Raw genomic sequence first — 20,838 nt, forward strand, 5'->3', positions numbered from 1 at the left:
TTCCGTTACGTTATAGCGATGTTCTTAGCGAGACTCGGTGTGCGCACCCGGATTCTGGCGATTGCCCTCATCCCCAGTTTGACTCTGGTGGTGGTCGGCGTCGGTACGGCGGGCTACCTGGTCGAGCAGAGCGACAAGGCCGAATCGTGGGCGGTGCGGCTGCAGGCTGCCGCGGTTCCGGCCCGCGAACTGATCGAGTCGGTCCAATCCGAGCGACACCTCACCCTGGCGCACCTGGCCGGCGATGAGACCGCGGCACTCGGGCTCGCCGCCGCGCGCACGCGCATGGACGGCGCGTTTCGCGGACTGCTCGCCGCCGGCGAGACCTTGCGCGCGATCGATGACACCAATATCGGCGGCGACAAGGCTGGTTTCGCCACGCTCGGCACGCACCTGGACGGTGTACGCAAGGGCGCCGACGCCCGGATGCTGCCGATTTCGGACGCCTACCTGTTCTACAACTCGTTGCTCAACGTGATCATCCAGGGCACCAAAGTCGCCGAGCGTGCGGCGCCCGACGCGATCGTCGCGTCCGGTGTGGCCCAGGGTCTGCGCTTGCTCGGTGCCGCTGAGGCGATGTCACGCAGTAACGCGGTCGCCACCGCGATGGTGGCCTCGGACGGAAACTCGACTATTCCGCTCGACGAGTTCATCAACCAGACCGGCCTCTACCACGGTGAAATCGCCAACCTGGCGGCCGGACTCGACGAACCGGAGCGCAGTGCTGTCGTCGCCTTGACGGCCACCGGGCACTGGCAGCAGCTCACCGCCATGGAATCCGTTCTCGTGCAGCGTTTCGCAGTGTCGGAGGCCGCCCAGTCGGGCACCTCGACCAGCAAGTCCGTCACACCCGCCGCGCTGCCGATGGCGACACCCGACTGGCAGAACGCCGCGGCCGAGGTCAACCGGAGCCTGCTCGACTCCTATGCCGCGTACAACGACCACGTCCAGAACCTCGCCGAGGACTCCGCGCGTAAAGCCGAGACGAACGCCGCACTGGCCGGCGGCGGCGTGCTCGCGCTCAGTGTGCTCGTCTTCGTAGTCGCGGTGATCCTGGCCAACCGGATCATCCGCCGCCTGCGCCGCCTGCGCACCGCCACACTGCAACTCGCCGACGAGAAGCTGCCCGCCACCATGCGCACCCTGCGCGACGGCGGCGAGGTCGACAAGGCCGAGACCGCCCCCACGCTGGACTTCGGGCGCGACGAGATCGGTCAGGTCGCCGAGGCCTTCGAGCACGCCGCCGCGGCGGCGATCGGTGCCGCGGTCGACGAGGCCCGCACGCGTGAGGGTGTGCGCGCGGTATTCCTCAATATCGCCCACCGCAGCCAGATCGTGGTGCACCGCCAGCTCGAGATCCTCGACGAAGCCGAACGCCGCCAAGAGGATCCGGCGCTGCTGGAGACGCTGTTCCGGCTCGACCACCTGGCCACTCGTGAGCGCCGCAACGCCGAGAACCTGATCATCCTCGGCGGCGGCCGGCCGGGGCGGCAGTGGCGTCAGCCGGTGCCCGTGATGGACGTGGTGCGCAGCGCCATCGGCGAGACACTCGACTACGCGCGCGTGCGGGTCACCAAGCTGCCCGAGGTCAGCGTCGTCGGCACCGTCGTGGCCGACCTCGTGCACCTGCTCGCCGAGCTGGTCGACAACGCCACCGCGTTCTCCCCGCCGCAGTCGCGGGTCGAGGCGGGCGGCAATGTCGTCGGCAAGGGTGTGGTCGTCGAGATCACCGACCAGGGCATGGGCATGAGCGCCGACGACCTGGTGCGCTACAACAACATGCTGGCCGATCCGCCGGACTTCGGTGTCGGCACGCTGTCCTCGGACTCGCGCCTCGGCCTGTTCGTCGTCGCCCGGCTTGCCCTCGCACACGGCGTCTCGGTGCGGCTGAGCGAGTCCGATTACGGCGGCATCCGTGCCATCGTGCTGATCCCCCAGCAGTTGCTGGCGGGCGAGGCCGACCTGGCGGGCATGCCGCCCACGATGACCGGCCCGCTGCGCCGTGGCCTGCCCGCGCCGCAGGAATCGGGACCGGTCGCCGCCATCGAATCGGCTCCGGCGCCCGTCGCGACCCTGGTCGCCGACCCGCCGACCCCGCGTCCGATGGCGCCGGCCCCGGACGTGTCCGCCGTGCAGACCCCGCGCTACGACACCGGCTCCGATGAACGCCCCGCACTGCCGCGCCGCAGCAGGCAGACGAATCTGGCCCCCGAGCTCACCGAGCCCGCCGCCGAGGTCCCATCAGTGCCCGAGCGCCCCCGCTCCGCAGAACAGGCGCGCGACATCATGTCCGCGATCGAGAACGGCACCCGTCAGGGTCGCAAACCACAGACCACATCGAACCAGGACGAACAGGAAGGCTGAGGTGAACTCTTCCCCCGGTGATCTCAACTGGCTACTCGACGATCTCGTCGACCGGCTGGCAGGGGTCCGCTACGCGGTTGTGCTGTCCACCGACGGACTGCTGCTCGGACGCTCCTCGCAGATGAAGCGTGAAGATGCCGAACACTTCGCCGCCATGTCCTCGACCCTCTACGGTCTCGCGCGCAGCGCGGGTAGCCGGTTCGACGGCGGCGGCGTGCGCCAAGCGGTGATCGAGCTCGATCGGGCGGTACTCTTCGTCACCTCGGCAGGTGAAAACGCTTGTCTGGCACTGCAAGCCAACGAGTCGGCCAATCTCGGCATGGTCGCCTACGAAATGAATCTCACTGTGCAGCGGGTCGGCAGTTATCTGTCGACGGAGCCGCGGCACGGGCATGCGCAGCTATAGGAAGTTTCGACTATGACTCGACTCGGCGATCCGTGGTTCGACGACGCGGCTGGACCCCTGGTCCGGCCGTACGCGGTGACCCGCGGCCGCACCATGGGCGCGGCGCACGACCTGGACATGCTCACGGTGGTGGTAGCAGTGCATCCCGCCCCCACCCTGCGCAAACCAGAACCCGAGTACACGACGATTGCGCGGTTGTGCAAGCGTCCGCAGTCGGTGGCCGAGGTCTCGGCCGTGCTGAAACTGCCTCTGGCGGTGACCAAGATCCTCGTCGGTGATCTCATCGCCGAGGGCCACCTCATCTTCCGGGCTCCGGTATCGGCCGAGGCCGGTGCCGGTGACCTCAACATATTGCGAGCGGTTCTGGATGGCATCCGAAAACTTTGACCCGATGTCCGCAGGCGACCAGCACATGGCCGCCTCGGTCAAAATCCTCATTGCCGGCGGCTTCGGCGTCGGCAAGACCACCATGGTCGGCGCGATCAGTGAGATCGCGCCACTACGGACCGAAGAGCTGATCACCGAAGTCAGCACCGGTGTCGACGACCTGTCGGGCGTGGAGCAGAAGCACACGACCACCGTCGCGCTGGACTTCGGTCGCATCACCATCGACCGGGATCTGGTGCTGTACCTGTTCGGCACGCCCGGACAGGACCGCTTCTGGTTCCTCTGGGACGAGCTGTGCCGTGGCGCCCTCGGGGCCATCGTGCTGGCCGACACCCGGCGGTTGAGCAATTCGTTCGCGGCGGTCGATTTCTTCGAACGGCGTGGCTTGCCGTTCCTGATCGCGGTGAACTGCTTCGACGGCGCGCCGCGCTACACCATCGACGAGGTGCGTGACGCGCTGGACCTGGATCCCAATACTCCGGTGATCCTGTGCGACGCGCGCGATCGGCCCTCGGCCAAGGCGGTGCTGACCCACCTGGTCGAGTACCTGATCGACCGCGCCGCACGGACTCCGGTCACCACCTGAGCTACGACGCCGAGCCCGGCGCGGCTACTGCCCGCTCCGCGGCTCGGCTGGTCTGCTCCCAGGCCGACCAGGTCGCCGCCTTGGCGCGCGCGAGATGGAAAGCCAAGTCGTACACCATGTCTCCGAGCAGCAGCCGCAGCGGCGGCTCGTCGGAGTTCACGAGCGTGAGCAGCGCAACGGCGGCGAGGGCAGGTTCGCTGTCGACGGATCCCTCGGCCCACTGCGCCTCGAGCTGGGCGCGCAGCGGGGCGTAGGCCTCGATCGGCGTGGTGTTCGCCATGGCCGAATACAGGTCGGTCCAGTAGCCGCCCGGCTGCAGAATGCTCAGCGAGACACCGAATTCCCCGGCTTCCAGTGCCAGCGCCTCACTCATGCCCTCCAGCGCGAATTTGCTCGCCGCGTACATCCCCGACAGTGGGAAACCGGCGAGCCCGCCGATACTGGAGACCTGCACGATGTGCCCGGAGCGCTGGGTGCGCAAGTGCGGAAGCACGGCCTGACTCACCCACAGCGCACCGAAGAAGTTGACCTCCATCTGGGCGCGAGCCTGCGCTTCGGTGAATTCCTCGATCATGCCCATCGACAGGGTGCCCGCGTTGTTGACCACGATGTCGAGGCGGCCGAAGTGGGCGACGGCGGCATCGACCGCCTCGTGCACCGCGCCACGATCGATGACGTCGAGGGTCAGCGGCAGCACCTTTTCCGGGTGGGCCGCGGCGAGTTCGTCGAGTGCGGATCGAGTGCGGGCCGCGACAGCGACCCGGTCCCCCGCCGCCAGTGCGGCTTCGGCGAAGGCACGGCCGAGACCGCGGCTCGCTCCGGTGATGAACCAGACACGAGATGCGGTGGTACCGGCGGTGGTCATAGCAGTCCTCCTCGACTAGACAAGACGTTGCGTCTCGTCTGATGATTCGAGGATTCCACTGATTCATCGCGCTGTCAAGACGCAACGTCTCGTCTCTCTTGATTGCTATGATGGCCGTATGAGCCAGCAGGTGAATCCCGCGCCCCGACCGTCAGCGGACGCGACCCGGCGCAATGAAGGATCCCGGCGCGCGATCCTGTCCGCCGCATTCGAGCTGGCGGGCGAGATCGGCTTCGACAAGCTGACCATCGAGGCGATCGCCGCCACAGCAGGCGTCGGCAAGCAGACGATCTACCGATGGTGGCCGTCCAAGGGCGCGGTCCTGCTGGATGCCTTCCTGATGCTCAGCGAGACCGGCGACGACGAGGCATCGGGCCTGCCCGACACCGGCGACCTGGAAGCCGACCTGAAACTCGTTCTCCACGCCACCGTCGCCGAACTCGCCGACCCCCACTTCGACCTCCCCTTACGCGGCCTGACCAGCGCGATTTTGAACGACACCGCCCTGGCCACCACCTATGTCGAACGCCTCCAGGCGCCCATGGACGACCTGAAACGCCGCAGACTGCACGCCGCGCAGGCCGCGGGACAGATCGCCGCCGACGTCGATCTCGACGTGGCCATCGCGATGATCTGGGGTCCTCTATTGGACCGATGGCTGCTGCGCACCGGCACCCTGACCACCGAATTCGCCGATCGCGTTGTCGAGACCGCCCTCCGCGGCCTGCGCGGCTGAACTCACAGAACAGGCTGTCCGGCAGCGACATTCGGCCGACCACGCCAGGCCGACGAGCAATAGATCGTCCAGAACAAGCCCCGAGCGGCCGTTACCCCCGCAGCGCCGCGGGCAACGGGGAGCGCTCACCGGCGCCGGGGCCGTCCACCGGTTGCAGGTCGCGGCCGTTGACCCGCTCCCCACAGTGCGAGCAGGTCGGCTCGACCGTAGCGACGTGGCCGCAGCTGCGATGCAGCGCCTCGACCGGGGCGCCGTTCGGAGCAGCCCATTCGTCGCCCCACTGGCGCATCGCGGTCACCACCTGCCAGAGGGAGCGACCCTTGGCCGTCAGCCGGTAGTCGTAGCGAACGGGGTTGTCCTGGTAGGGCTCTCGGGTCATGATCTCGTGCTCGACGAGGCCGTCGAGGCGCTGGGCCAGCACGTTGCGGGCGATGCCGAGGCGGTCGCGGAAGTCGTCGAAGCGGGTGACACCGAACAGCGCGTCGCGCACGATCAGCAGCGTCCACCACTCCCCGACCACCTCCAGGCACTGGGCCAGGGAGCAGTTCATGTCTTCGAAGCTGGTGCGTCGCATGAGCCGAGTCTAGTCGGTTGCATGAAAGAACTCACCCACCTATCGTGAGTTGCATGATGAAACTCACTGGGCGTCTCGGCGCACAATTCGCCCTCACTGCCGGGGAATCCGGGCCGTGGCATGCCGTTGTCGACGATTCGTGGCGTGGCTGGACCGGCCCACACGGTGGCGCGCTCGCCGGGCTCCTGATCGAGGTCGCCCAGCGGGCGAGCTCGCGCGAGTTCCCCGTGCGCGCCGCCGAGGTCAGATTCCTCGGCCGACCCGCGACCGGTGCGTTCACCCTGCGCGCCACCGAACACACCGTCGGGCGCAGCACGACGATCCTGGACGTGATCGCCGAACAGGACGGTGCGCCCGTCGCCGCGGCCACCGTCACCCTGGGCGCGCCCGGCGCGACAACGATCCCCGCCCACAGTGCCAGGCCCGCGCCCATCGTCGCGGCTCCACAGGACTGCGCACTGTTCCAGCTGCCCCCGGAAATCGTCCCCGTCGGCACGCATTTCGTCATTCGACCCGCTGCGGGCCCTTTGCCCCTCAGCGGCGCGGACGAGGCGATGATGTGTGCCTGGATCGCGCTCGACCCCGCGCTGCCCATCGACGCGCCGAGTCTGGCCGTGCTCGCCGACGCCCTCCCACCCGGACTGTTCCCGCTGCTCACCGCGCCGGTCGCCGTCCCGACCGTCACCCTGTCGCTGCAACTGCACGCCGACCTCACCGACCTCGGCAACGCACCTGTGCTGGTCCGCGCCGCGAACGTCAGTTCCGGTGACGGCTGGTCGGTCGATGACACCGATCTCTGGGACGACGCGGGCATTCTGCTCGCCACCGCCCGGCAAACCCGCCGCGTCCTCGGCTGAACGGGAGCTTGTCCCATGAAATCCGTTGCCCCGTCACGCGAGACGAATCCGCGGTTGGTACTGGCCATCGTCTCCATCGGCGTGCTGTTGTCGAGCCTTGACCTGTTCATCGTCAATGTCGCCATGCCCGCCATGGCAGGCGACTTCGGCGCCGGACTGACCGAGCTGTCCTGGGTGCTCAACCTCTACGCCATCGTCTTCGCCGCCCTACTCGTGCCGGCCGGTCGGCTCGGCGACCGCAGCGGTAACCGCGGCACCTTCCTCACCGGTCTGGCAATCTTCGTGATCGGGTCGGCGCTGTGCTCAGCGGCCTGGAACGTGGAGTCGCTCATCGCCTTCCGTGTTGTCCAGGCCGTGGGATGCGCGCTCCTCACGCCGTCCTCGCTCGCGCTGGTGCTCGCCGCGACACCGCCGGAGCGACGCGCGAGCGCGGTCCGCCTGTGGGTGGCGTTCGGCGGTCTCGGTGCGGCACTGGGTCCGGTGCTCGGCGGGTTGCTGGTCGAAATCGACTGGCGCTGGGTATTTCTCGTGAATGTGCCGATCGGGTCGGCCGCGCTCGCGATCGGCGTGCGCAAGCTGCCGTGCCCGCCCGCCGCGGGTGGTCCACTGCCCGATCTGCTGGGTGCGGGCGCGCTGATCGGCGCGGTCGGGTCGTTGATCCTGGCCGTCGTCCAAGGTCCGGAGTGGGGCTGGACCGCCACCGGGGTTCTCGCCGCGTTCGGTGTCGCGGTCGTTCTCGGCGCGGTCTTCGCGGTGAGCTCGGCTCGCCACCACAGCCCGATCATCGACCCCGCCCTGCTTCGGGTCCCGAATTTCGTTCTCGCGGGGGCGAATTCGCTGGTATTCCAGATCGCGTTCGCGGGCATGCTGCTCTCGGTCACGCTCTGGGCGCAGAACGTGTGGGGGTGGTCGGCCTTGCAGACCGGGCTGGCGATCGCGCCCGGCCCACTGGTCGTGCCGTTCGTCGCCATCGCCGCGGGCAAGCTCATCGCCCGAATCGGCGCGGGCCCGGTGATCGCGGCGGGCGGGCTCGCCTTCGGCGCTGGACTCCTGTGGTGGGCACGCGCGGCCGAACTGGCACCGGATTATGTGGGCGGGCTACTCGGCGGGATGCTGCTGACCGGTCTCGGCGTGGGACTGACCTTGCCGACCGCGTTCGCCGTCGGCGCGGGAACCCTTCCCCCGCAACGCTTCGCGACAGGATCGGCCGTCCTGAGCATGGCCCGCCAACTCGGTCTCGCCATCGGCGTCGCGGTCCTGGTAGCCATGCTCGGCACCCCTGACACCCCGGCCGCCACGCTCGACGCCTTCCAGCACGCCTGGTACGTGACCGCCGGCGTCGCGGTCCTCGCCGGACTCATCGGCTTCGCCGTGCGGTCCGGATCGCAGACCGCGCCACCGGCCGAATCGCCCAGCGTCACTCCTCCGGCGACCGAGAACACCGGGGGTGCGGCGGTTTCCGCCTGACCCGAGCGGTCGGCGACCACGATGTCGCCGGCCGCGTCCCTCGGTCAGCCCCACGACGCTTGGTCTGGCACCGAGGAATCGAAGATGACGTAGAAGAAGTGACCGGGGGCGAGTTCGTTCATGTCGTGCCAGCGCCCCCACGGATCTCGCTGGTAGTAGTTCTCCATGCCGGTGCCGTCGTCGAAGCAGACGATGTTCGACGTACCGAACGGGCTCCAGTACACATCGGTGCCGGGGCGCGGCAGCTCGAGCGGGGTGCGGAACAGGTGACTGCACGGCGTGATGACCGGGTCGTAATAGGTGGGTTGGGCGGTGGCGGTGGCCGGCCCGGCGATCGCGGCGACCGTGACCGCGGCAGCCGCGAGGCCGAGAAGAACTGTAGAACGCATCGAATCTGCTCCTAGCCTGAGCGGAATGAAGGCCCTTCGTATCGCAAACGATGTTACGCCCGATCGTCAGGCGGCCCGGAAATCCGCCCGTAGACGGATCTGCCGGGCCCTCCGGTCGCGCTACCGTGGCGTGAGCGGGTTCAGCGGGGAGTGGGGGAAAAGCTGTGGACAGCACGACAACTGCACGGCAATGCACACTGTGCGAGGCACACTGTGGAATTCTGGTCACGGTCGAGGATTCGCGGGTAACCCGCATCGCAGGAAATCCCGACGACGTGCTGTCCAAGGGCTATATCTGCCCGAAGGCGACAGCCATGGGCGGTCTGCACCACGATCCGGACCGGCTGCGGACACCGATGCGCCGCGTCGGCGACACCTTCCAACCGGTCGGCTGGGACGAGGCATTTCGCGAGATCGGGCAGCGTTTGCGCGCGGTGCGGTCGGCGCACGGTCCCAGCGCCATCGGGATGTACATCGGTAACCCGGCCGCGCACAGTTCCTCGGTGATGTACGGAGCGCTGCTTCGGGCCGTCCTGCTGACCCGCAATTTCTTCTCCGCGTCCTCGATCGACCAGTTTCCCCAGGAATTCGTCGCGTGGCGGATGTTCGGTTCGAATGTTCTCATGCCGATCACCGATATCGACCGCACCGACCGGCTGGTGGTGCTCGGCGCCAATCCCGCGGTATCCAACGGATCGATCACCACCATGCCCGGCGCGAAATCGCGCATCAGGGCAGTCCGCGCCCGGGGCGGCACCGTCGTCGTGATCGACCCGCGTCGCACCGAAACCGCCCGGCTGGCAGACGAACACGTGGCGGTTCGTCCCGGCGGCGATGAATATCTGCTGCTCGCGATGCTGCATGTGCTGATCACCGAGGAACTGTGCGACGAACGGGCGGTGCGCGCGCTCTGCACCGGCTGGGACGAGCTCGCCGAACTGGTCGCCGCTACCACCGCGGAGCGAATGGCGCCGCTGGCAGGCGTCGATGCCGAGACCATCACACGGCTGGCCCGTGACCACGTGGCGGCGCCGTCGGCGGTGTTGTACGCGCGGATCGGGGTGTGCCAGCAGGTAACAGGCACGCTCACCCACTGGCTGGTCAACACGATCAACGCGGTGACCGGAAATCTCGATCGCGCGGGCGGTCAGATGTTCGCGACACCCGTCGTCGATGCCGCCCGGTACGCGAAGTACCTGCCGATGGGACACGGCGCGTGGACCGACCGATCCGGCGCGCACAAGTCGTTCCGCAGCGAACTGCCCGTCGCGGTGCTCGCCGAGGAGATCCGCACCGCCGGACCGGGCCAGATCAAGGCGATGATCACCTACGCGGGCAATCCGGTGCTCTCGACACCGCAGGCGGACAAGCTCGATGCCGCGCTGGAATCACTGGATTGCTACGTGGCCGTCGACATGTACGTCACCGAGACGACCCGGCACGCCGATTTCATCCTGCCACCGGTCTCGGCGCTGGAGCGCGAGGAACTGAGCCTGCTGTTCCCGATGTTCAGCGTTCGCAACAACGCCCGCTACGACGCCAAGGTATTCGATCCACCGGCCGATGGGCTGGAGGACTGGCAGATCCTGGCACGACTGGTGACCGAAGTGGTGCCGCTGCCGGTCCGACGGTTCACCGGACGCGCGCTCAATGCCGTGTTCGAACAGTTCAGCCCCCTGCGGTTGACCGCGGCAGCCGTCGCGGCGGGCCCCTACGGCGTCCTGCGACGCGGACGAAACGGGCTGACACTCAGCAAGATTCGTGATGCGGCGGGCGGTGTCGACCTCGGGCCCTTGCAGCCGCGGCTGCCCGAACTGATCGGCACCAGCGACCGCAGGACACACTTGACACCCCCGGATTTCCTGGCGGCGATGCGCACGGTTCTCGACGACACGACCGCGGCCGAGCCCGGCTACGACCTGCAGCTCATCGGACGACGTCACCTGCGCAGCAACAACTCCTGGCTACACAACATCCCGTCGCTGGTGAAGGGCCGCGACCGCTGCACCGTGCTCGTCCACCCCGATGACGCCGCCGCCCGAGGCCTCGCCGACGGCGATCCGGCGACGATCGAATCCCCGGTCGGCTCGATCGTGGTTCCGGTGGAGATCAGCGGCGATATTCGCGCCGGAGTGGTCGCGATCCCGCACGGATGGGGACATCGCGAACCCGGGGTCGGCTGGAATGTCGCGGCGGCGCTGCCGGGCGCCAATGTCAACCTGTTGCACGACCCGGCCCGCACCGATTCGCTTTCGGGCGCGTCGGCGGTCAACAGCACGTGGGTGCGGGTGAGCCCGGTCGAGGCCGAAACCCCGCACGCCACAACGCCATCCGAGGTCGCCGCCGCGCCGCGGTGAACCCGATCACTAGTTCGGGTCCACCGCGCCGGGTTCAGCGGAAGCGCAGGTTCGCGGTGGCGAGGCCGAAGATCTTGCGGCCGCCGGACTTGGCCGTGATCGCGATCACAGCCGAGCGGGTCTCGGGATCGAGGGACTTCACGCGGCCGGTGAACTCGACCTCGCCGCCCTCCCGGCTGACGATCGTGGGGCTCGACAGGCGCACGCCGTAGCGGGTGACGGCGCCGGGGTCGCCGGACCAGGTGGACACGAAGCCCGCGCCAAGGCCCATCGTGAGCATGCCATGGGCGATGATGTCGGGCAGACCGGCCAGCTCGGCGATCTTCTCGTCCCAGTGGATGGGGTTGTTGTCGCCGGACACACCGGCGTAGTTGACGAGGTCGCCACGCGAGACGCGGGCATCGCGCAGCGGCAGTTCGGCGCCGACGGTGAGCTCGTCGAAGGACAGCGCGGTGTTCGGGACACGGGCGGCGCCCTCGACAGACAGCGGCACCTCGCCCTCGGGACGCAGGGTCGTCTCCACGGCCGCGCTCTTCTCGGCGCTGAAGATGCTGACCCCGTGGAGCATGATGTTCTCCACCGCGGCGGTGATCTCGGGCGAGACGCCGTCGTCGCCGGTGATGCCGACGACCGTGGTGTGCATGATGTGCACGGTCTCGCCGAGTTCGTCGACGAAGGTGTTGGTGACGGTGATCAGGTCCTTGCCCGCGATCGTGCGCACCGAGGACAGTTCGACGTCGACCACGAGGCGGTCACCGGCCACGATCGGCTTGTGCTGTTCGAAGACCTGCTCGGTCTGCACGAACATGTCGTAGCCGACGACCACCGATTCGAACAGCAGCTTGTTGGCCGCCATCGCCGGAATCGAGACGAACGTCAGAGGCGCGACCAGGCCCGAGTAGCCGAGCGCGGCAGCCGCCTCGTCCTCCCAGTGGGCAGGGTGGAAGTCCTGCACGGCGCGCGCGTACTCGCGGATCTTCTCGCGGCCGACCTCGTAGACGCCCTCGACTCGGTAGTAGTGCCCTACCTTCGACGCGGTGTCAGGGCCATCGACGAGCGGGGCGTCGACTACGGAAGTCACTATGAATCACCTTCGTTCGGGGAACGGACACCCGGCAGGCTAGTCGACGCGCAGGCGGACCGGGCATTCCTTGGCACAGTTCACAGATCTGTGGCCTTTCGCGGCGGTCAGAAGGAGGGTACGTCGCTGGTGCTGGCGTTGCCACCGATCGAGGGCTGCAGCGTGATCTCCCAGTCGGAGTCACCGTCGAACGGGTCGTCGAACTTCTGGAATTCGCGCTCGCGGGTGAAGGCCAGCGCCGCCTCGTCCCAGTCCTTGCCGGTCTTCAGATAGACGTAGTAGGTGCCGTCGATACCGTTGAGCGTGGCGTTGGAATTGCCCTGCACGTAGATCGTGGCCTGTGGCCTCTTGGGATCACCGTTGGTCACCACCACCGCGAAGTCGTCGCTGTTGCCGTTGACGATGTCGAGCTTGCCCGCGCCGACCAGCCCGTCCTGCTGGACCACCGCACCATTCGCACCGCGCCGATTCAGCACCGGCGGCGCGGGGGTGGTGGTGCGCACCGTCGTGGTCGCCTTCGCGGAACCGCTCGTCGGCGCCGCGTCGACGGACTCCCCCGAACTCCCACACCCTGCTACCAGAACGGCCACCGCGATCGCGGACGCGGCATACCATTGGCGATTCGACATCGTTCCCACCCCGGACTCATTGACCGGTCTCCCCGACCGGTCTTCTCGCCCAGTATCGCGCGAAACGCGCAAAATGTCAGCCCGGAAACCTTGCCTCACAATCTGGAATGAGTCATAATCTGGAATGTGTCCACAATATCGGACTTCGAACAGATGCTGCGCGCAGCCTCACTGCGCGTCACCGCGCCACGCCTGGCGGTGCTCACCGCAGTGCACCAGCATCCGCATGCCGACACGGACACCATTCTGAGCCGAGTCAGAGCCACCCTCGGGGCCGTCAGCCAGCAGGCCGTCTACGACGTCCTGCGGGCACTCACCACCGCCGGACTGCTCCGGCGGATCCAGCCGATGGGCACCGTCGCGCGCTATGAGACGCGCGTCGGTGACAACCATCATCACCTGGTGTGCCGGTCCTGTGGGGTGATCGTCGATGTCGAGTGCGCTGTCGGCGACGCGCCCTGTCTGACTCCCTTCGACGACCGCGGTTTCGTCGTCGACGAAGCCGAGGTCATCTACTGGGGCCGGTGCCCCGACTGCACGACATCACCATCACTCTCCTGAAAGGATTCACCGTGCCCGAGGAACACCCACCTATCGCGGAAGCCCAAACGGAACCCGGTGACAGTGGTTGCCCCGTCATGCATCGTCCGTTCGCGTCCACCGACGCGCGTGGTGCCAACAGTGACTGGTGGCCGAACCAGCTCAATCTCACACTGCTGCAGAAGAATCCGCCCGCGGTGAACCCGATGGGCGAAGACTTCGACTACGCGGCCGAATTCGCCACCCTCGACCTGGCCGCGGTGAAGGCCGATATCGAGCAGGTCATGACGACCTCGCAGTCCTGGTGGCCCGCCGACTTCGGCCACTACGGCCCGTTGTTCATCCGGATGGCCTGGCACTCCGCGGGTACCTACCGGGTCGGTGACGGCCGCGGCGGCGCGGGCGCGGGCCTGCAGCGTTTCGCCCCGCTCAACAGCTGGCCCGACAACGCCAGCCTGGACAAGGCGCGCCGCCTGCTGTGGCCGGTGAAGAAGAAGTACGGCCGCAAGCTGTCGTGGGCCGACCTCATCGTCTACACCGGCAATGTCGCGCTCGAGTCGATGGGCTTGCCGACCTTCGGATTCGGTGGCGGTCGCGTGGACGCGTGGGAGCCCGAAGAAGATGTGTTCTGGGGTCCGGAGCGCACCTGGCTCGGCGACGAACGCTACACCGGTGAACGCAACCTCGACCGTCCGCTCGCCGCGGTCCAGATGGGCCTGATCTACGTCAATCCCGAAGGCCCCAACGGCAATCCGGATCCCATCGCCGCCGCCATCGACATCCGCGAGACCTTCGCCCGGATGGCGATGAACGACGAGGAGACCGCCGCGTTGATCGCCGGCGGGCACACCTTCGGCAAGACCCACGGTGCGGGCGACGCCGATCTGGTCGGTGCCGAACCGGAAGCCGCGCCGCTGGAACAGCAAGGGCTGGGCTGGAAGAGCAGCTTCGGCACCGGCGTCGGCGAGGACGCCATCACCAGTGGCCTGGAAGGCATCTGGAACAGCACGCCGATCACCTGGGACAACAACTTCCTCGAGACCCTGTACGGGTACGAGTGGGAGAAGACGTTGAGCCCGGCGGGCGCGCACCAGTGGATCCCGAAGGACGGCGCGGGCGCCGACACCGTGCCCGACCCGTTCATCCCGGGCCGCAAGCGCGCACCGGTCATGCTGACCACCGACCTGTCGCTGCGGCTCGACCCCATCTACGGGCCGATCACCCGCCGCTGGCTGGACAACCCGGCGGAGTTCGCCGACGCGTTCGCCCGCGCCTGGTACAAGCTCACCCACCGCGATATGGGCCCGATCGCGCGCTACCTCGGCCCGCTGGTCCCGTCCGAGGAGCTGCTGTGGCAGGACCCGGTTCCCGCCCAGAACGGCCCGCTCATCGGCGACACCGAGATCGCTACCCTCAAGGGCCAGATCCAGTCCGCGGGACTGTCCATCGCCCAGCTGGTCACGACGGCGTGGGCAGCGGCCTCGTCGTTCCGTGGCAGCGACAAGCGCGGCGGTGCCAACGGTGGCCGGATCCGGCTGCAGCCGCAGGCGGGCTGGGCGGTCAACCAGCCCGATGAGCTCGCCCAGGTGGTGCGCGTCTACGAAGGCATCCAGGACACGTTCAACGCCACCGGCGGTGCGCAGGTGTCCTTCGCCGATCTGGTCGTCCTCGGCGGTGCGGTCGGTGTCGAACAGGCCGCTCAGGCCGCCGGTTTCCCGGTGACGGTGCCGTTCACGCCAGGCCGCACCGATGCGACCCAGGCCCAGACCGACGTCGAGTCGTTCGACGCGCTCGAGACCCAGGCCGACGGGTTCCGCAACTACGTGTCCAAGGACGCGCAGATCCCCGCGGAGTTCCTGCTCATCGACAAGGCGAACCTGCTCACGCTCAGCGCGCCGGAGATGACCGTGTTGATCGGTGGTCTGCGCGTGCTCGGCGCGAACTACCAGTCCTCGCCGCTCGGCGTCTTCACTCAGACCCCGGGTGCGTTGACGAACGACTTCTTCGTCAACCTTCTCGACATGGGTACCGAGTGGGCACCGTCGACCACCGACGACAACGTCTACGAAGGCCGCGACCGCGCCTCCAACGCGGTCACCTGGACCGGTAGCCGGGTCGACCTGGTCTTCGGCTCCAACTCGCAGCTGCGAGCCGTGGCCGAGGCCTACGCGACCGACGACGCGAAGGAGAAGTTCGTCCACGACTTCGTCGCCGCGTGGACCAAGGTGAGCAACCTGGACCGGTTCGACGTCACAGCCTGATCCGAACAGCGAAACACCCTGCGGCGCAGGGTGTTTCGCTGTTGGTCAGGACTCGGCTAGCTCGGCCAGCCGGTCCACCGACGCCTGCAGCTTGTCGGCTGTGGTGGCCTTGGCCCGTACCTGACGCAGCTCGTCGTGCAGTGCGGTCCAGTCGTAGGTGTGGGTCACCCGGGTGTGGGTCTCGTCGATCGGCTCGAGTTCCCAGCGCCACAGGTGTCCGGGCGGGGTCTTGTCGCGCTCGGACGGATTCCACGCGATGCGGCGGCCCTCCTCGAACTCGACGATGTGGTTGTCGCGGTCGGCACCGTTGGTGAGCGTGGTGGTGAACACGTCACCGACCGCGCGGACCCGCTGGCCCGCGCTCGCCTGCGCGAGGTTGTCGTTGCCGTCCCAGCGCGGCTGCTGCTCGGGATCGGCGATCAGGTCGAAGATCGCGGCGGGGCTCGCCGCGATCTCTCTGGAGGCGTGGACGATGCGTGGCACGTCGATGGTTTCGGTCACCCGGCCGATAGAACCAGCAGCTCACCCACCCCGGCAACCATTCCGCTCGAGCGCGCGACTAATCGACGCAGACGCGCGGCGTTCCTCAGCTGCGCATGGCCGGCGCGCATGCGGAGGCACGCCTAACTCGTTCGGTACACCGCGAAGACGGGAATCTCGCGACTGGTGTTGTCGCGGTACTCGGCGATCACCTGGTCGTTGAAAGCGTTCATCATGGTCCTCTCGTCAGGTTGCTCCCCTGCCCCAACGATGTAGGTGCGCCCCGCATTCCAGCGCTGTCCACGGCATATGCGCCGAAGTCGTGACGTACTCTAACGTTGCGGGGTGCTAGGACATTCACATGCGACGAGCGGGGCGCTGGCCTGGGCCGGTACTGCCGCCGCGCTACCGCTCACAGTCGCCGCTTTCCCGCTGTTCGACAGCGACACAACGAAATTCGGCATCGCCGAACTCATCATGGGCACGCTGCTCACCGCGGGTGCCGCGCTGCTGCCGGACGCGGATCATCCCAACGGCACCATCTCGCACGTGCTCGGCCCGGTGTCACATCACCTGTGCCGGTTGATCTCCTGGGTGTCGGGCGGACATCGCCACGGCACGCATTCGCTGCTGTTCGTCGTTGCCGCGGTCGCGGCGACCTGGGCGGGCGAGCACTATCTCGGTAGGCCGTTCACGCTGGGCCTGGTGTTCTTCCTCCTCGCGCTGGCGGTGCGTTCGCTGCACCTGTGCCCGCCGGGCAAGAGCGTTCGGACCTACGGGACGGTGATCGTGCTGGCGACGGCGGGGACCTTCGCTGTCGACCACTGGATCGTCGACCGGCCGGTGTGGCTCCCGATCTGCGTGGGTCTCGGATGTCTGGCACACCTGCTCGGTGACTGCCTGACGGATCGGGGCTGCCGATTGCTGTGGCCGTTTCCGTTGCGCACCCGGGTGCCGCTGATCGAGCGGACCGGGAATCGGGTCGAGACCTGGGTCATCTCTCCCCTGTTCGTGCTCGGCACGATGGGCGCGCTCTGGTACGCGATCATGCACCGGCCGTGATCGCCGGGACGGCGGGGCTCCCCGCCGTCCCGAGCCGGCCGGCGCAGCCGGTCCTTCCAGTCATACTGCTGTTGCCACATAAGTTGATGCGCATATCGAAGTATCACGATGTTCATTGTGACCTGCCCCAGCCCCGAATGCCGGGCATCGTCGCAGGTCTCGAAGCTGCCCCGAACCCAACGCCTTTCAGTGCACAGTTGTACTCTCGGCCTGTGACGGAGCAGCTCCCCCAATCCCAGGCCGAAGTACAGGCGCTCACACGCCTCGCCGGTGACGAGTTCGTCGGCGCGGTCGACGGGATCGCGGCCATCCACCGCGCCATCTCCGATCGGGTGTTCGCGGCGGTGCGGTTAGGCGTGGGGCCCGCGGCGGCTCCGGTGAAGATCGTGCACGACGCCATCACCGATGGCGTGTACGCGGCCGTCAGCGGCACCGGCTTCGTGGTCGGCGAGGTCGCGAGCGCGATCCAGCTGCCCGGCCTCACCGCACCGTCGCGCACCGTGTGGGGTGCCGGCGTGCTGGCCGCGATCCAAGGGCTGATCGGTGACACATTGGCGGACGAGAAGCCGATCCTCGCCTCCCCCATGACCTTTCGTGTCGACGGTGTCCCGGTTCCGCCCGAACAGTTCGCCGCCCATGTCCCGGTGCCGACGACGCGGCTCGTCGTGCTCCTGCACGGACTCGTGGAGACCGAACACGCCTGGCGCCTCGGTAACCGCCCCACCTACGGCGAGCGCCTGGAAGACGACCTCGGTTACACCCCGGTCTTCGTTCGCTTCAATTCCGGCCTGCACATCTCCGAGAACGCCGCCCAGCTCAGCGCTCTGCTGTCACGCCTGGTCGACAGCTGGCCGATGCCGGTGCACGAGATCTGCCTGATCGGGCACTCGATGGGCGGACTGGTCATGCGCAGCGCCTGCCATCAAGCCGAGGAGTCGGGCCAGAAGTGGGTGCGATCGGTGCGACAGGTGGTGTGCCTCGGTTCACCGCACCACGGTGCGCCACTCGAACAGTTCGTGCACTACACGTCGGCCGCACTCGATCTCCTGCCCGAGACCCGGCCGCTGAGCACACTGTTGCGTAGGCGCAGCGCGGGCATCCGGGACCTGCGGCAGGGTTCGCTGGTCGACGAGGACTGGCGCGACCTCCACGTGGACACCCTGCGCGCGCGAGCGGTCAAGGAAGTGCCGCTGCTCCCCGGCGCCGAGCACTACTTCGTCACCACGACCATCACTCACAGCCCGAAGCATCCGCTCGGCGTGATCATCGGCGACGGCATGGTTCTCAGCGGAAGCGGGTCGGGGCGCGGCCGGACCAGGCGCCTCGATTTCGACGCGGTCAACGGCCTGCACATCCCCGCGGCGAACCACTTCAGCCTGCTCAATCACGATGCTGTCTACGAGGCACTGCGCAGTTGGTTGACGAGCATGCCCCGCCGCCCGCGTCAGGTGGATACGCTGTGGCCATGACTCTCGACCACGGCGACCCGGGCGACGCACCTGCCATTCCGCTGCCGACCGCTCCCCTGGCCAACGAGGCCCGCCCCTCGCCGGCCGAAGAAGCCAGAACGATCGCGGCGGGCACCAATACCGGCACCCTGGCGAGCCTCACCGCCGACGGCGCACCATGGGCGTCGTTCATCACCTACGGATTGCTCGACGGCGCTCCGGTGCTGAGCGTGTCACGTCTGGCCGAACACGGCCGCAACCTGGCCGCCGATCCCCGCGCCAGCATCGCGATCGTCACGCCCGACATCCCGGCCGACCCGCTGGCAGGCACCCGGATCACCCTCGCGGGTTTCGTGGAACGGCCCACCGGCGCCGAAGCCGAAGCGGCCCGTGCGGCCCACCTGACGGCGATCCCGGCGGCCAAGTACTACATCGACTACAGCGACTTCACGCTCTGGGTGCTGCGGATCGAACGGGTGCGCTGGGTCGGCGGGTACGGGCGGATGGATTCGGCCTCGGCCGCCGATTACCTTGCCGCACAGCCGGATCCGATCGTTGCGCACGCCGGGCCCGGCATCGCGCACCTCAACGCCGACCATGCCGAAGCCTTGCTGGCGATGGCCCAGCAGCTCGGCGGCTTTCCCGACGCCATCGCCGCCACCTGCGAGCGCGCCGACCGCTACGGCCTCGACTTGCGCGTGGAATCCCCCCGCGGTGTGGCGCGTACCAGGGTCGGCTACGCCGCGCCGCTGTCGGAGATCAGCGAATTGCGCGCGGCGACGGTCGAATTGGCCCGGCGGGCCCGCGCGACGGACTGATCACGCCTCGTACAGCTCGAGCGGCAGGTCGTCCGGATCGAAGAAGAAGGCCATCTGCTTGCCGGTGTGTTCATCGGTGCGCAGTTCTTCGGTCCGGACGCCGCGTGCCCGCAGCTCGCGCAGGGCAGCGGGCACACTCGTGACCGCCAACGCCAGGTGCCGCAAGCCCGCCGCTTCCGGCCTGCTCGGACGTGCGGGCGGGTCGGGGAACGAGAACAGTTCGACGCGAACCCCGCCGGGTAACTCGATGTCGAGCTTCCACGAATCGCGGTCGGCCCGGTAGTTCTCGGCCAGCACGGCGCCGCCGAGGGTTTCGGTATAGAAACGCTTCGAGCGGACGTAATCGGTGGCGATGATCGCGATGTGGTGGATGCCGAGAAATTGCACGGCGGTCAGGTCCACAGCACGGCGACCAGCACGTTCACGATGGCGAGGCCACCGGCGGCGTCGGTCATCCAGTCGATCTGCTTGCCCCGCTTCGCATCACCCCTGCCCATTTCGGCGAACGCGGCCACCGCCACCGCGACAACCAGCTTCACAGCCAGTTTCGTCGTGTCAGGGTCCTTGTCGAGCGAGTCGATTCCCGAGGCCATCCCGGCCAGGATCACGCCGGTGATCAGCTGCGCGCGAGCACCCCACACCATCAGCTCCGACACCACCGGACGCGACGCGACATAGCCACCGACCACCGCGGCCATGCCGAGCAGATGGCTGACGACCACCAGGTTGTACACGAATTCCATGGTTTCGAAGCCTAGTTCAGACGAAAGCGGCCGGTGCCCGAAGGCACCGGCCGGTTCAGACGAACTTTTCCGTGGGGAGCTCAGCCCACCTGCTGGTCCAGCAGGTGCGCGTCCTTTTTGACGCCGAAGGCGGTGATGATTTCCATGACACCGATGATGATCAGGAAGATGCCGACGACCCAGACCAGGGTGGCCAGCGACGTGATCGGCCACACGATCAGGATGACACCGGCCAGCGCGCTGATGAGGCCGTAGAAGATCTGCCAGCCACGGCCGGGGACGCCCGACTCCGAGATGGCGGCGAACAGGACGGCGACGCCACGGAACAGCCAGCTGATGCCGATGAACAAGCCGAGCAACATAATCGAGGCGAGGTCGTCGCGGAAGCAGAACACACCGATGATCAGCGACAGCACACCACTGATGAAGGACAACACGCGAAAGCTCGTGCTCGGCAGATGGGTGAAGGCGGCGATCAGCTGGAAGATGCCGCTGACAACCATGTAGATGCCGAACAGGATGCCCGCCACGAGCAGTGACGGACCGGGCCACACCAGCACGATGATCCCGAGGACCACCGCGAGGAGGCCGGTGACCAGAATTGTTTGCCAGGTCTTCTTGGCAAGAGCCGTCAACGGGCTCCCCAGCACGGTATTTGTCGTCATAACGTGATGTTATGCCCGGTCGCTCTGGTTATCCGGAAAATAGCTGGCGCTGTGATCGTGTCGCGATCGCGCATGGCCCGCCGCGTGGGCCGGGAAGCGGGCCACCACATCGTTGCCCTCGCG

The 20,838-nt window shown here is 67.7% G+C and carries 22 protein-coding genes; 13 read left to right on the forward strand and 9 right to left on the reverse strand.

Going from position 1 to position 20,838, the window contains the following annotated elements:
- The first annotated feature begins 18 nt into the window (after positions 1-18).
- The 4 genes from ACFWO8_RS17735 to ACFWO8_RS17750 are packed head-to-tail and all read left to right on the forward strand — an operon-like array spanning position 19 to position 3,743.
- Positions 19-2,364 (forward strand): nitrate- and nitrite sensing domain-containing protein, encoded by a 2,346-nt coding sequence (locus tag ACFWO8_RS17735; RefSeq protein ID WP_378951737.1) that lies wholly within the window; start codon positions 19-21, stop codon positions 2,362-2,364.
- Between the two features lies 1 nt (position 2,365).
- Complete coding sequence (locus tag ACFWO8_RS17740) at positions 2,366-2,770, forward strand: roadblock/LC7 domain-containing protein (protein ID WP_056809728.1); 405 nt, start codon at positions 2,366-2,368, stop codon at positions 2,768-2,770.
- A 12-nt stretch (positions 2,771-2,782) separates the two neighbouring features.
- Positions 2,783-3,157, forward strand: a complete 375-nt coding sequence (locus tag ACFWO8_RS17745) for a DUF742 domain-containing protein (protein WP_378951741.1) — start codon at positions 2,783-2,785, stop codon at positions 3,155-3,157.
- On the forward strand, positions 3,138-3,743 hold the full coding sequence (locus ACFWO8_RS17750) for an ATP/GTP-binding protein (RefSeq protein WP_378951743.1): 606 nt from the start codon (positions 3,138-3,140) through the stop codon (positions 3,741-3,743). Before ACFWO8_RS17745 ends, ACFWO8_RS17750 begins: the two co-directional genes overlap by 20 nt.
- Before the next feature lies 1 nt (position 3,744).
- Here the strand turns inward: ACFWO8_RS17750 and ACFWO8_RS17755 are convergent, their stop codons facing one another.
- Positions 3,745-4,608, reverse strand: a complete 864-nt coding sequence (locus tag ACFWO8_RS17755) for an SDR family NAD(P)-dependent oxidoreductase (protein ID WP_378951746.1) — start codon at positions 4,606-4,608, stop codon at positions 3,745-3,747.
- Positions 4,609-4,726: 118 nt separating this feature from the next.
- Here ACFWO8_RS17755 and ACFWO8_RS17760 point away from each other — a divergent pair, with 118 nt between their 5' ends.
- Positions 4,727-5,344 carry a TetR/AcrR family transcriptional regulator gene (locus ACFWO8_RS17760; RefSeq protein WP_378951749.1) on the forward strand — a complete coding sequence of 206 codons (618 nt, stop codon included), beginning with the start codon at positions 4,727-4,729 and terminating at the stop codon, positions 5,342-5,344.
- Positions 5,345-5,435: 91 nt separating this feature from the next.
- Here ACFWO8_RS17760 and ACFWO8_RS17765 read toward each other — a convergent pair whose 3' ends face one another.
- Positions 5,436-5,918 (reverse strand): winged helix-turn-helix transcriptional regulator, encoded by a 483-nt coding sequence (locus tag ACFWO8_RS17765; RefSeq protein ID WP_378951752.1) that lies wholly within the window; start codon positions 5,916-5,918, stop codon positions 5,436-5,438.
- A 53-nt stretch (positions 5,919-5,971) separates the two neighbouring features.
- Here ACFWO8_RS17765 and ACFWO8_RS17770 point away from each other — a divergent pair, with 53 nt between their 5' ends.
- Both ACFWO8_RS17770 and ACFWO8_RS17775 read left to right on the forward strand, forming a co-directional pair.
- Positions 5,972-6,775, forward strand: a complete 804-nt coding sequence (locus tag ACFWO8_RS17770) for an acyl-CoA thioesterase (RefSeq protein ID WP_378951755.1) — start codon at positions 5,972-5,974, stop codon at positions 6,773-6,775.
- A 15-nt stretch (positions 6,776-6,790) separates the two neighbouring features.
- Positions 6,791-8,242, forward strand: a complete 1,452-nt coding sequence (locus ACFWO8_RS17775; protein ID WP_378951758.1) for an MFS transporter — start codon at positions 6,791-6,793, stop codon at positions 8,240-8,242.
- Between the two features lie 44 nt (positions 8,243-8,286).
- Here ACFWO8_RS17775 and ACFWO8_RS17780 read toward each other — a convergent pair whose 3' ends face one another.
- Positions 8,287-8,631, reverse strand: coding sequence for a hypothetical protein (locus ACFWO8_RS17780; protein ID WP_378951760.1), 345 nt, complete (start codon positions 8,629-8,631; stop codon positions 8,287-8,289).
- Between the two features lie 164 nt (positions 8,632-8,795).
- Between ACFWO8_RS17780 and ACFWO8_RS17785 the strand changes: the two genes are divergently transcribed.
- Positions 8,796-10,988: a molybdopterin oxidoreductase family protein gene (locus ACFWO8_RS17785; RefSeq protein WP_378951763.1), complete on the forward strand. Its 2,193-nt coding sequence runs from the start codon at positions 8,796-8,798 to the stop codon at positions 10,986-10,988.
- A 34-nt stretch (positions 10,989-11,022) separates the two neighbouring features.
- On the opposite strand, the gene ACFWO8_RS17790 is transcribed toward ACFWO8_RS17785, so the two are convergent.
- Both ACFWO8_RS17790 and ACFWO8_RS17795 read right to left on the reverse strand, forming a co-directional pair.
- A complete protein-coding gene (locus ACFWO8_RS17790) occupies positions 11,023-12,069 on the reverse strand; it encodes a fused (3R)-hydroxyacyl-ACP dehydratase subunits HadA/HadB (protein WP_378951766.1) in 1,047 nt (348 codons plus the stop codon).
- 107 nt (positions 12,070-12,176) lie between these two features.
- Positions 12,177-12,698 (reverse strand): hypothetical protein, encoded by a 522-nt coding sequence (locus ACFWO8_RS17795; protein ID WP_378951769.1) that lies wholly within the window; start codon positions 12,696-12,698, stop codon positions 12,177-12,179.
- Positions 12,699-12,824: 126 nt separating this feature from the next.
- Between ACFWO8_RS17795 and ACFWO8_RS17800 the strand changes: the two genes are divergently transcribed.
- Both ACFWO8_RS17800 and katG read left to right on the forward strand, forming a co-directional pair.
- Positions 12,825-13,259: a Fur family transcriptional regulator gene (locus ACFWO8_RS17800; RefSeq protein WP_378951772.1), complete on the forward strand. Its 435-nt coding sequence runs from the start codon at positions 12,825-12,827 to the stop codon at positions 13,257-13,259.
- Between the two features lie 11 nt (positions 13,260-13,270).
- Positions 13,271-15,499: a catalase/peroxidase HPI gene (gene katG, locus ACFWO8_RS17805; protein ID WP_378951776.1), complete on the forward strand. Its 2,229-nt coding sequence runs from the start codon at positions 13,271-13,273 to the stop codon at positions 15,497-15,499.
- Positions 15,500-15,544: 45 nt separating this feature from the next.
- On the opposite strand, the gene ACFWO8_RS17810 is transcribed toward katG, so the two are convergent.
- Positions 15,545-16,000 (reverse strand): SRPBCC family protein, encoded by a 456-nt coding sequence (locus tag ACFWO8_RS17810; protein ID WP_378951779.1) that lies wholly within the window; start codon positions 15,998-16,000, stop codon positions 15,545-15,547.
- Between the two features lie 324 nt (positions 16,001-16,324).
- Here ACFWO8_RS17810 and ACFWO8_RS17815 point away from each other — a divergent pair, with 324 nt between their 5' ends.
- The 3 genes from ACFWO8_RS17815 to ACFWO8_RS17825 all read left to right on the forward strand — a co-directional run bounded on the left by ACFWO8_RS17815 (position 16,325) and on the right by ACFWO8_RS17825 (position 19,307).
- Positions 16,325-17,041, forward strand: coding sequence for a metal-dependent hydrolase (locus ACFWO8_RS17815; protein WP_378951782.1), 717 nt, complete (start codon positions 16,325-16,327; stop codon positions 17,039-17,041).
- Between the two features lie 212 nt (positions 17,042-17,253).
- Positions 17,254-18,510 carry an esterase/lipase family protein gene (locus ACFWO8_RS17820; RefSeq protein WP_378951785.1) on the forward strand — a complete coding sequence of 419 codons (1,257 nt, stop codon included), beginning with the start codon at positions 17,254-17,256 and terminating at the stop codon, positions 18,508-18,510.
- A complete protein-coding gene (locus ACFWO8_RS17825) occupies positions 18,507-19,307 on the forward strand; it encodes a HugZ family protein (protein WP_378951788.1) in 801 nt (266 codons plus the stop codon). The genes ACFWO8_RS17820 and ACFWO8_RS17825 overlap by 4 nt, the downstream gene beginning before the upstream one ends.
- Here the strand turns inward: ACFWO8_RS17825 and ACFWO8_RS17830 are convergent, their stop codons facing one another.
- The 3 genes from ACFWO8_RS17830 to ACFWO8_RS17840 form a co-directional block, all read right to left on the reverse strand.
- Positions 19,308-19,709 (reverse strand): VOC family protein, encoded by a 402-nt coding sequence (locus tag ACFWO8_RS17830; RefSeq protein WP_378951791.1) that lies wholly within the window; start codon positions 19,707-19,709, stop codon positions 19,308-19,310. It lies immediately after the preceding gene.
- The gene (locus tag ACFWO8_RS17835) at positions 19,700-20,050 is read right to left on the reverse strand and encodes a hypothetical protein (RefSeq protein WP_378951794.1); all 351 of its coding nucleotides are present in this window, start codon (positions 20,048-20,050) and stop codon (positions 19,700-19,702) included. The genes ACFWO8_RS17830 and ACFWO8_RS17835 overlap by 10 nt, the downstream gene beginning before the upstream one ends.
- 80 nt (positions 20,051-20,130) lie before the next feature.
- Positions 20,131-20,715, reverse strand: a complete 585-nt coding sequence (locus tag ACFWO8_RS17840; RefSeq protein WP_378951797.1) for an HdeD family acid-resistance protein — start codon at positions 20,713-20,715, stop codon at positions 20,131-20,133.
- Positions 20,716-20,838: the final 123 nt, after the last annotated feature.

Origin of the sequence: Nocardia sp. NPDC058480 (genome assembly GCF_042720495.1) — a bacterium.
In the GTDB taxonomy this organism is placed as follows: domain Bacteria; phylum Actinomycetota; class Actinomycetes; order Mycobacteriales; family Mycobacteriaceae; genus Nocardia.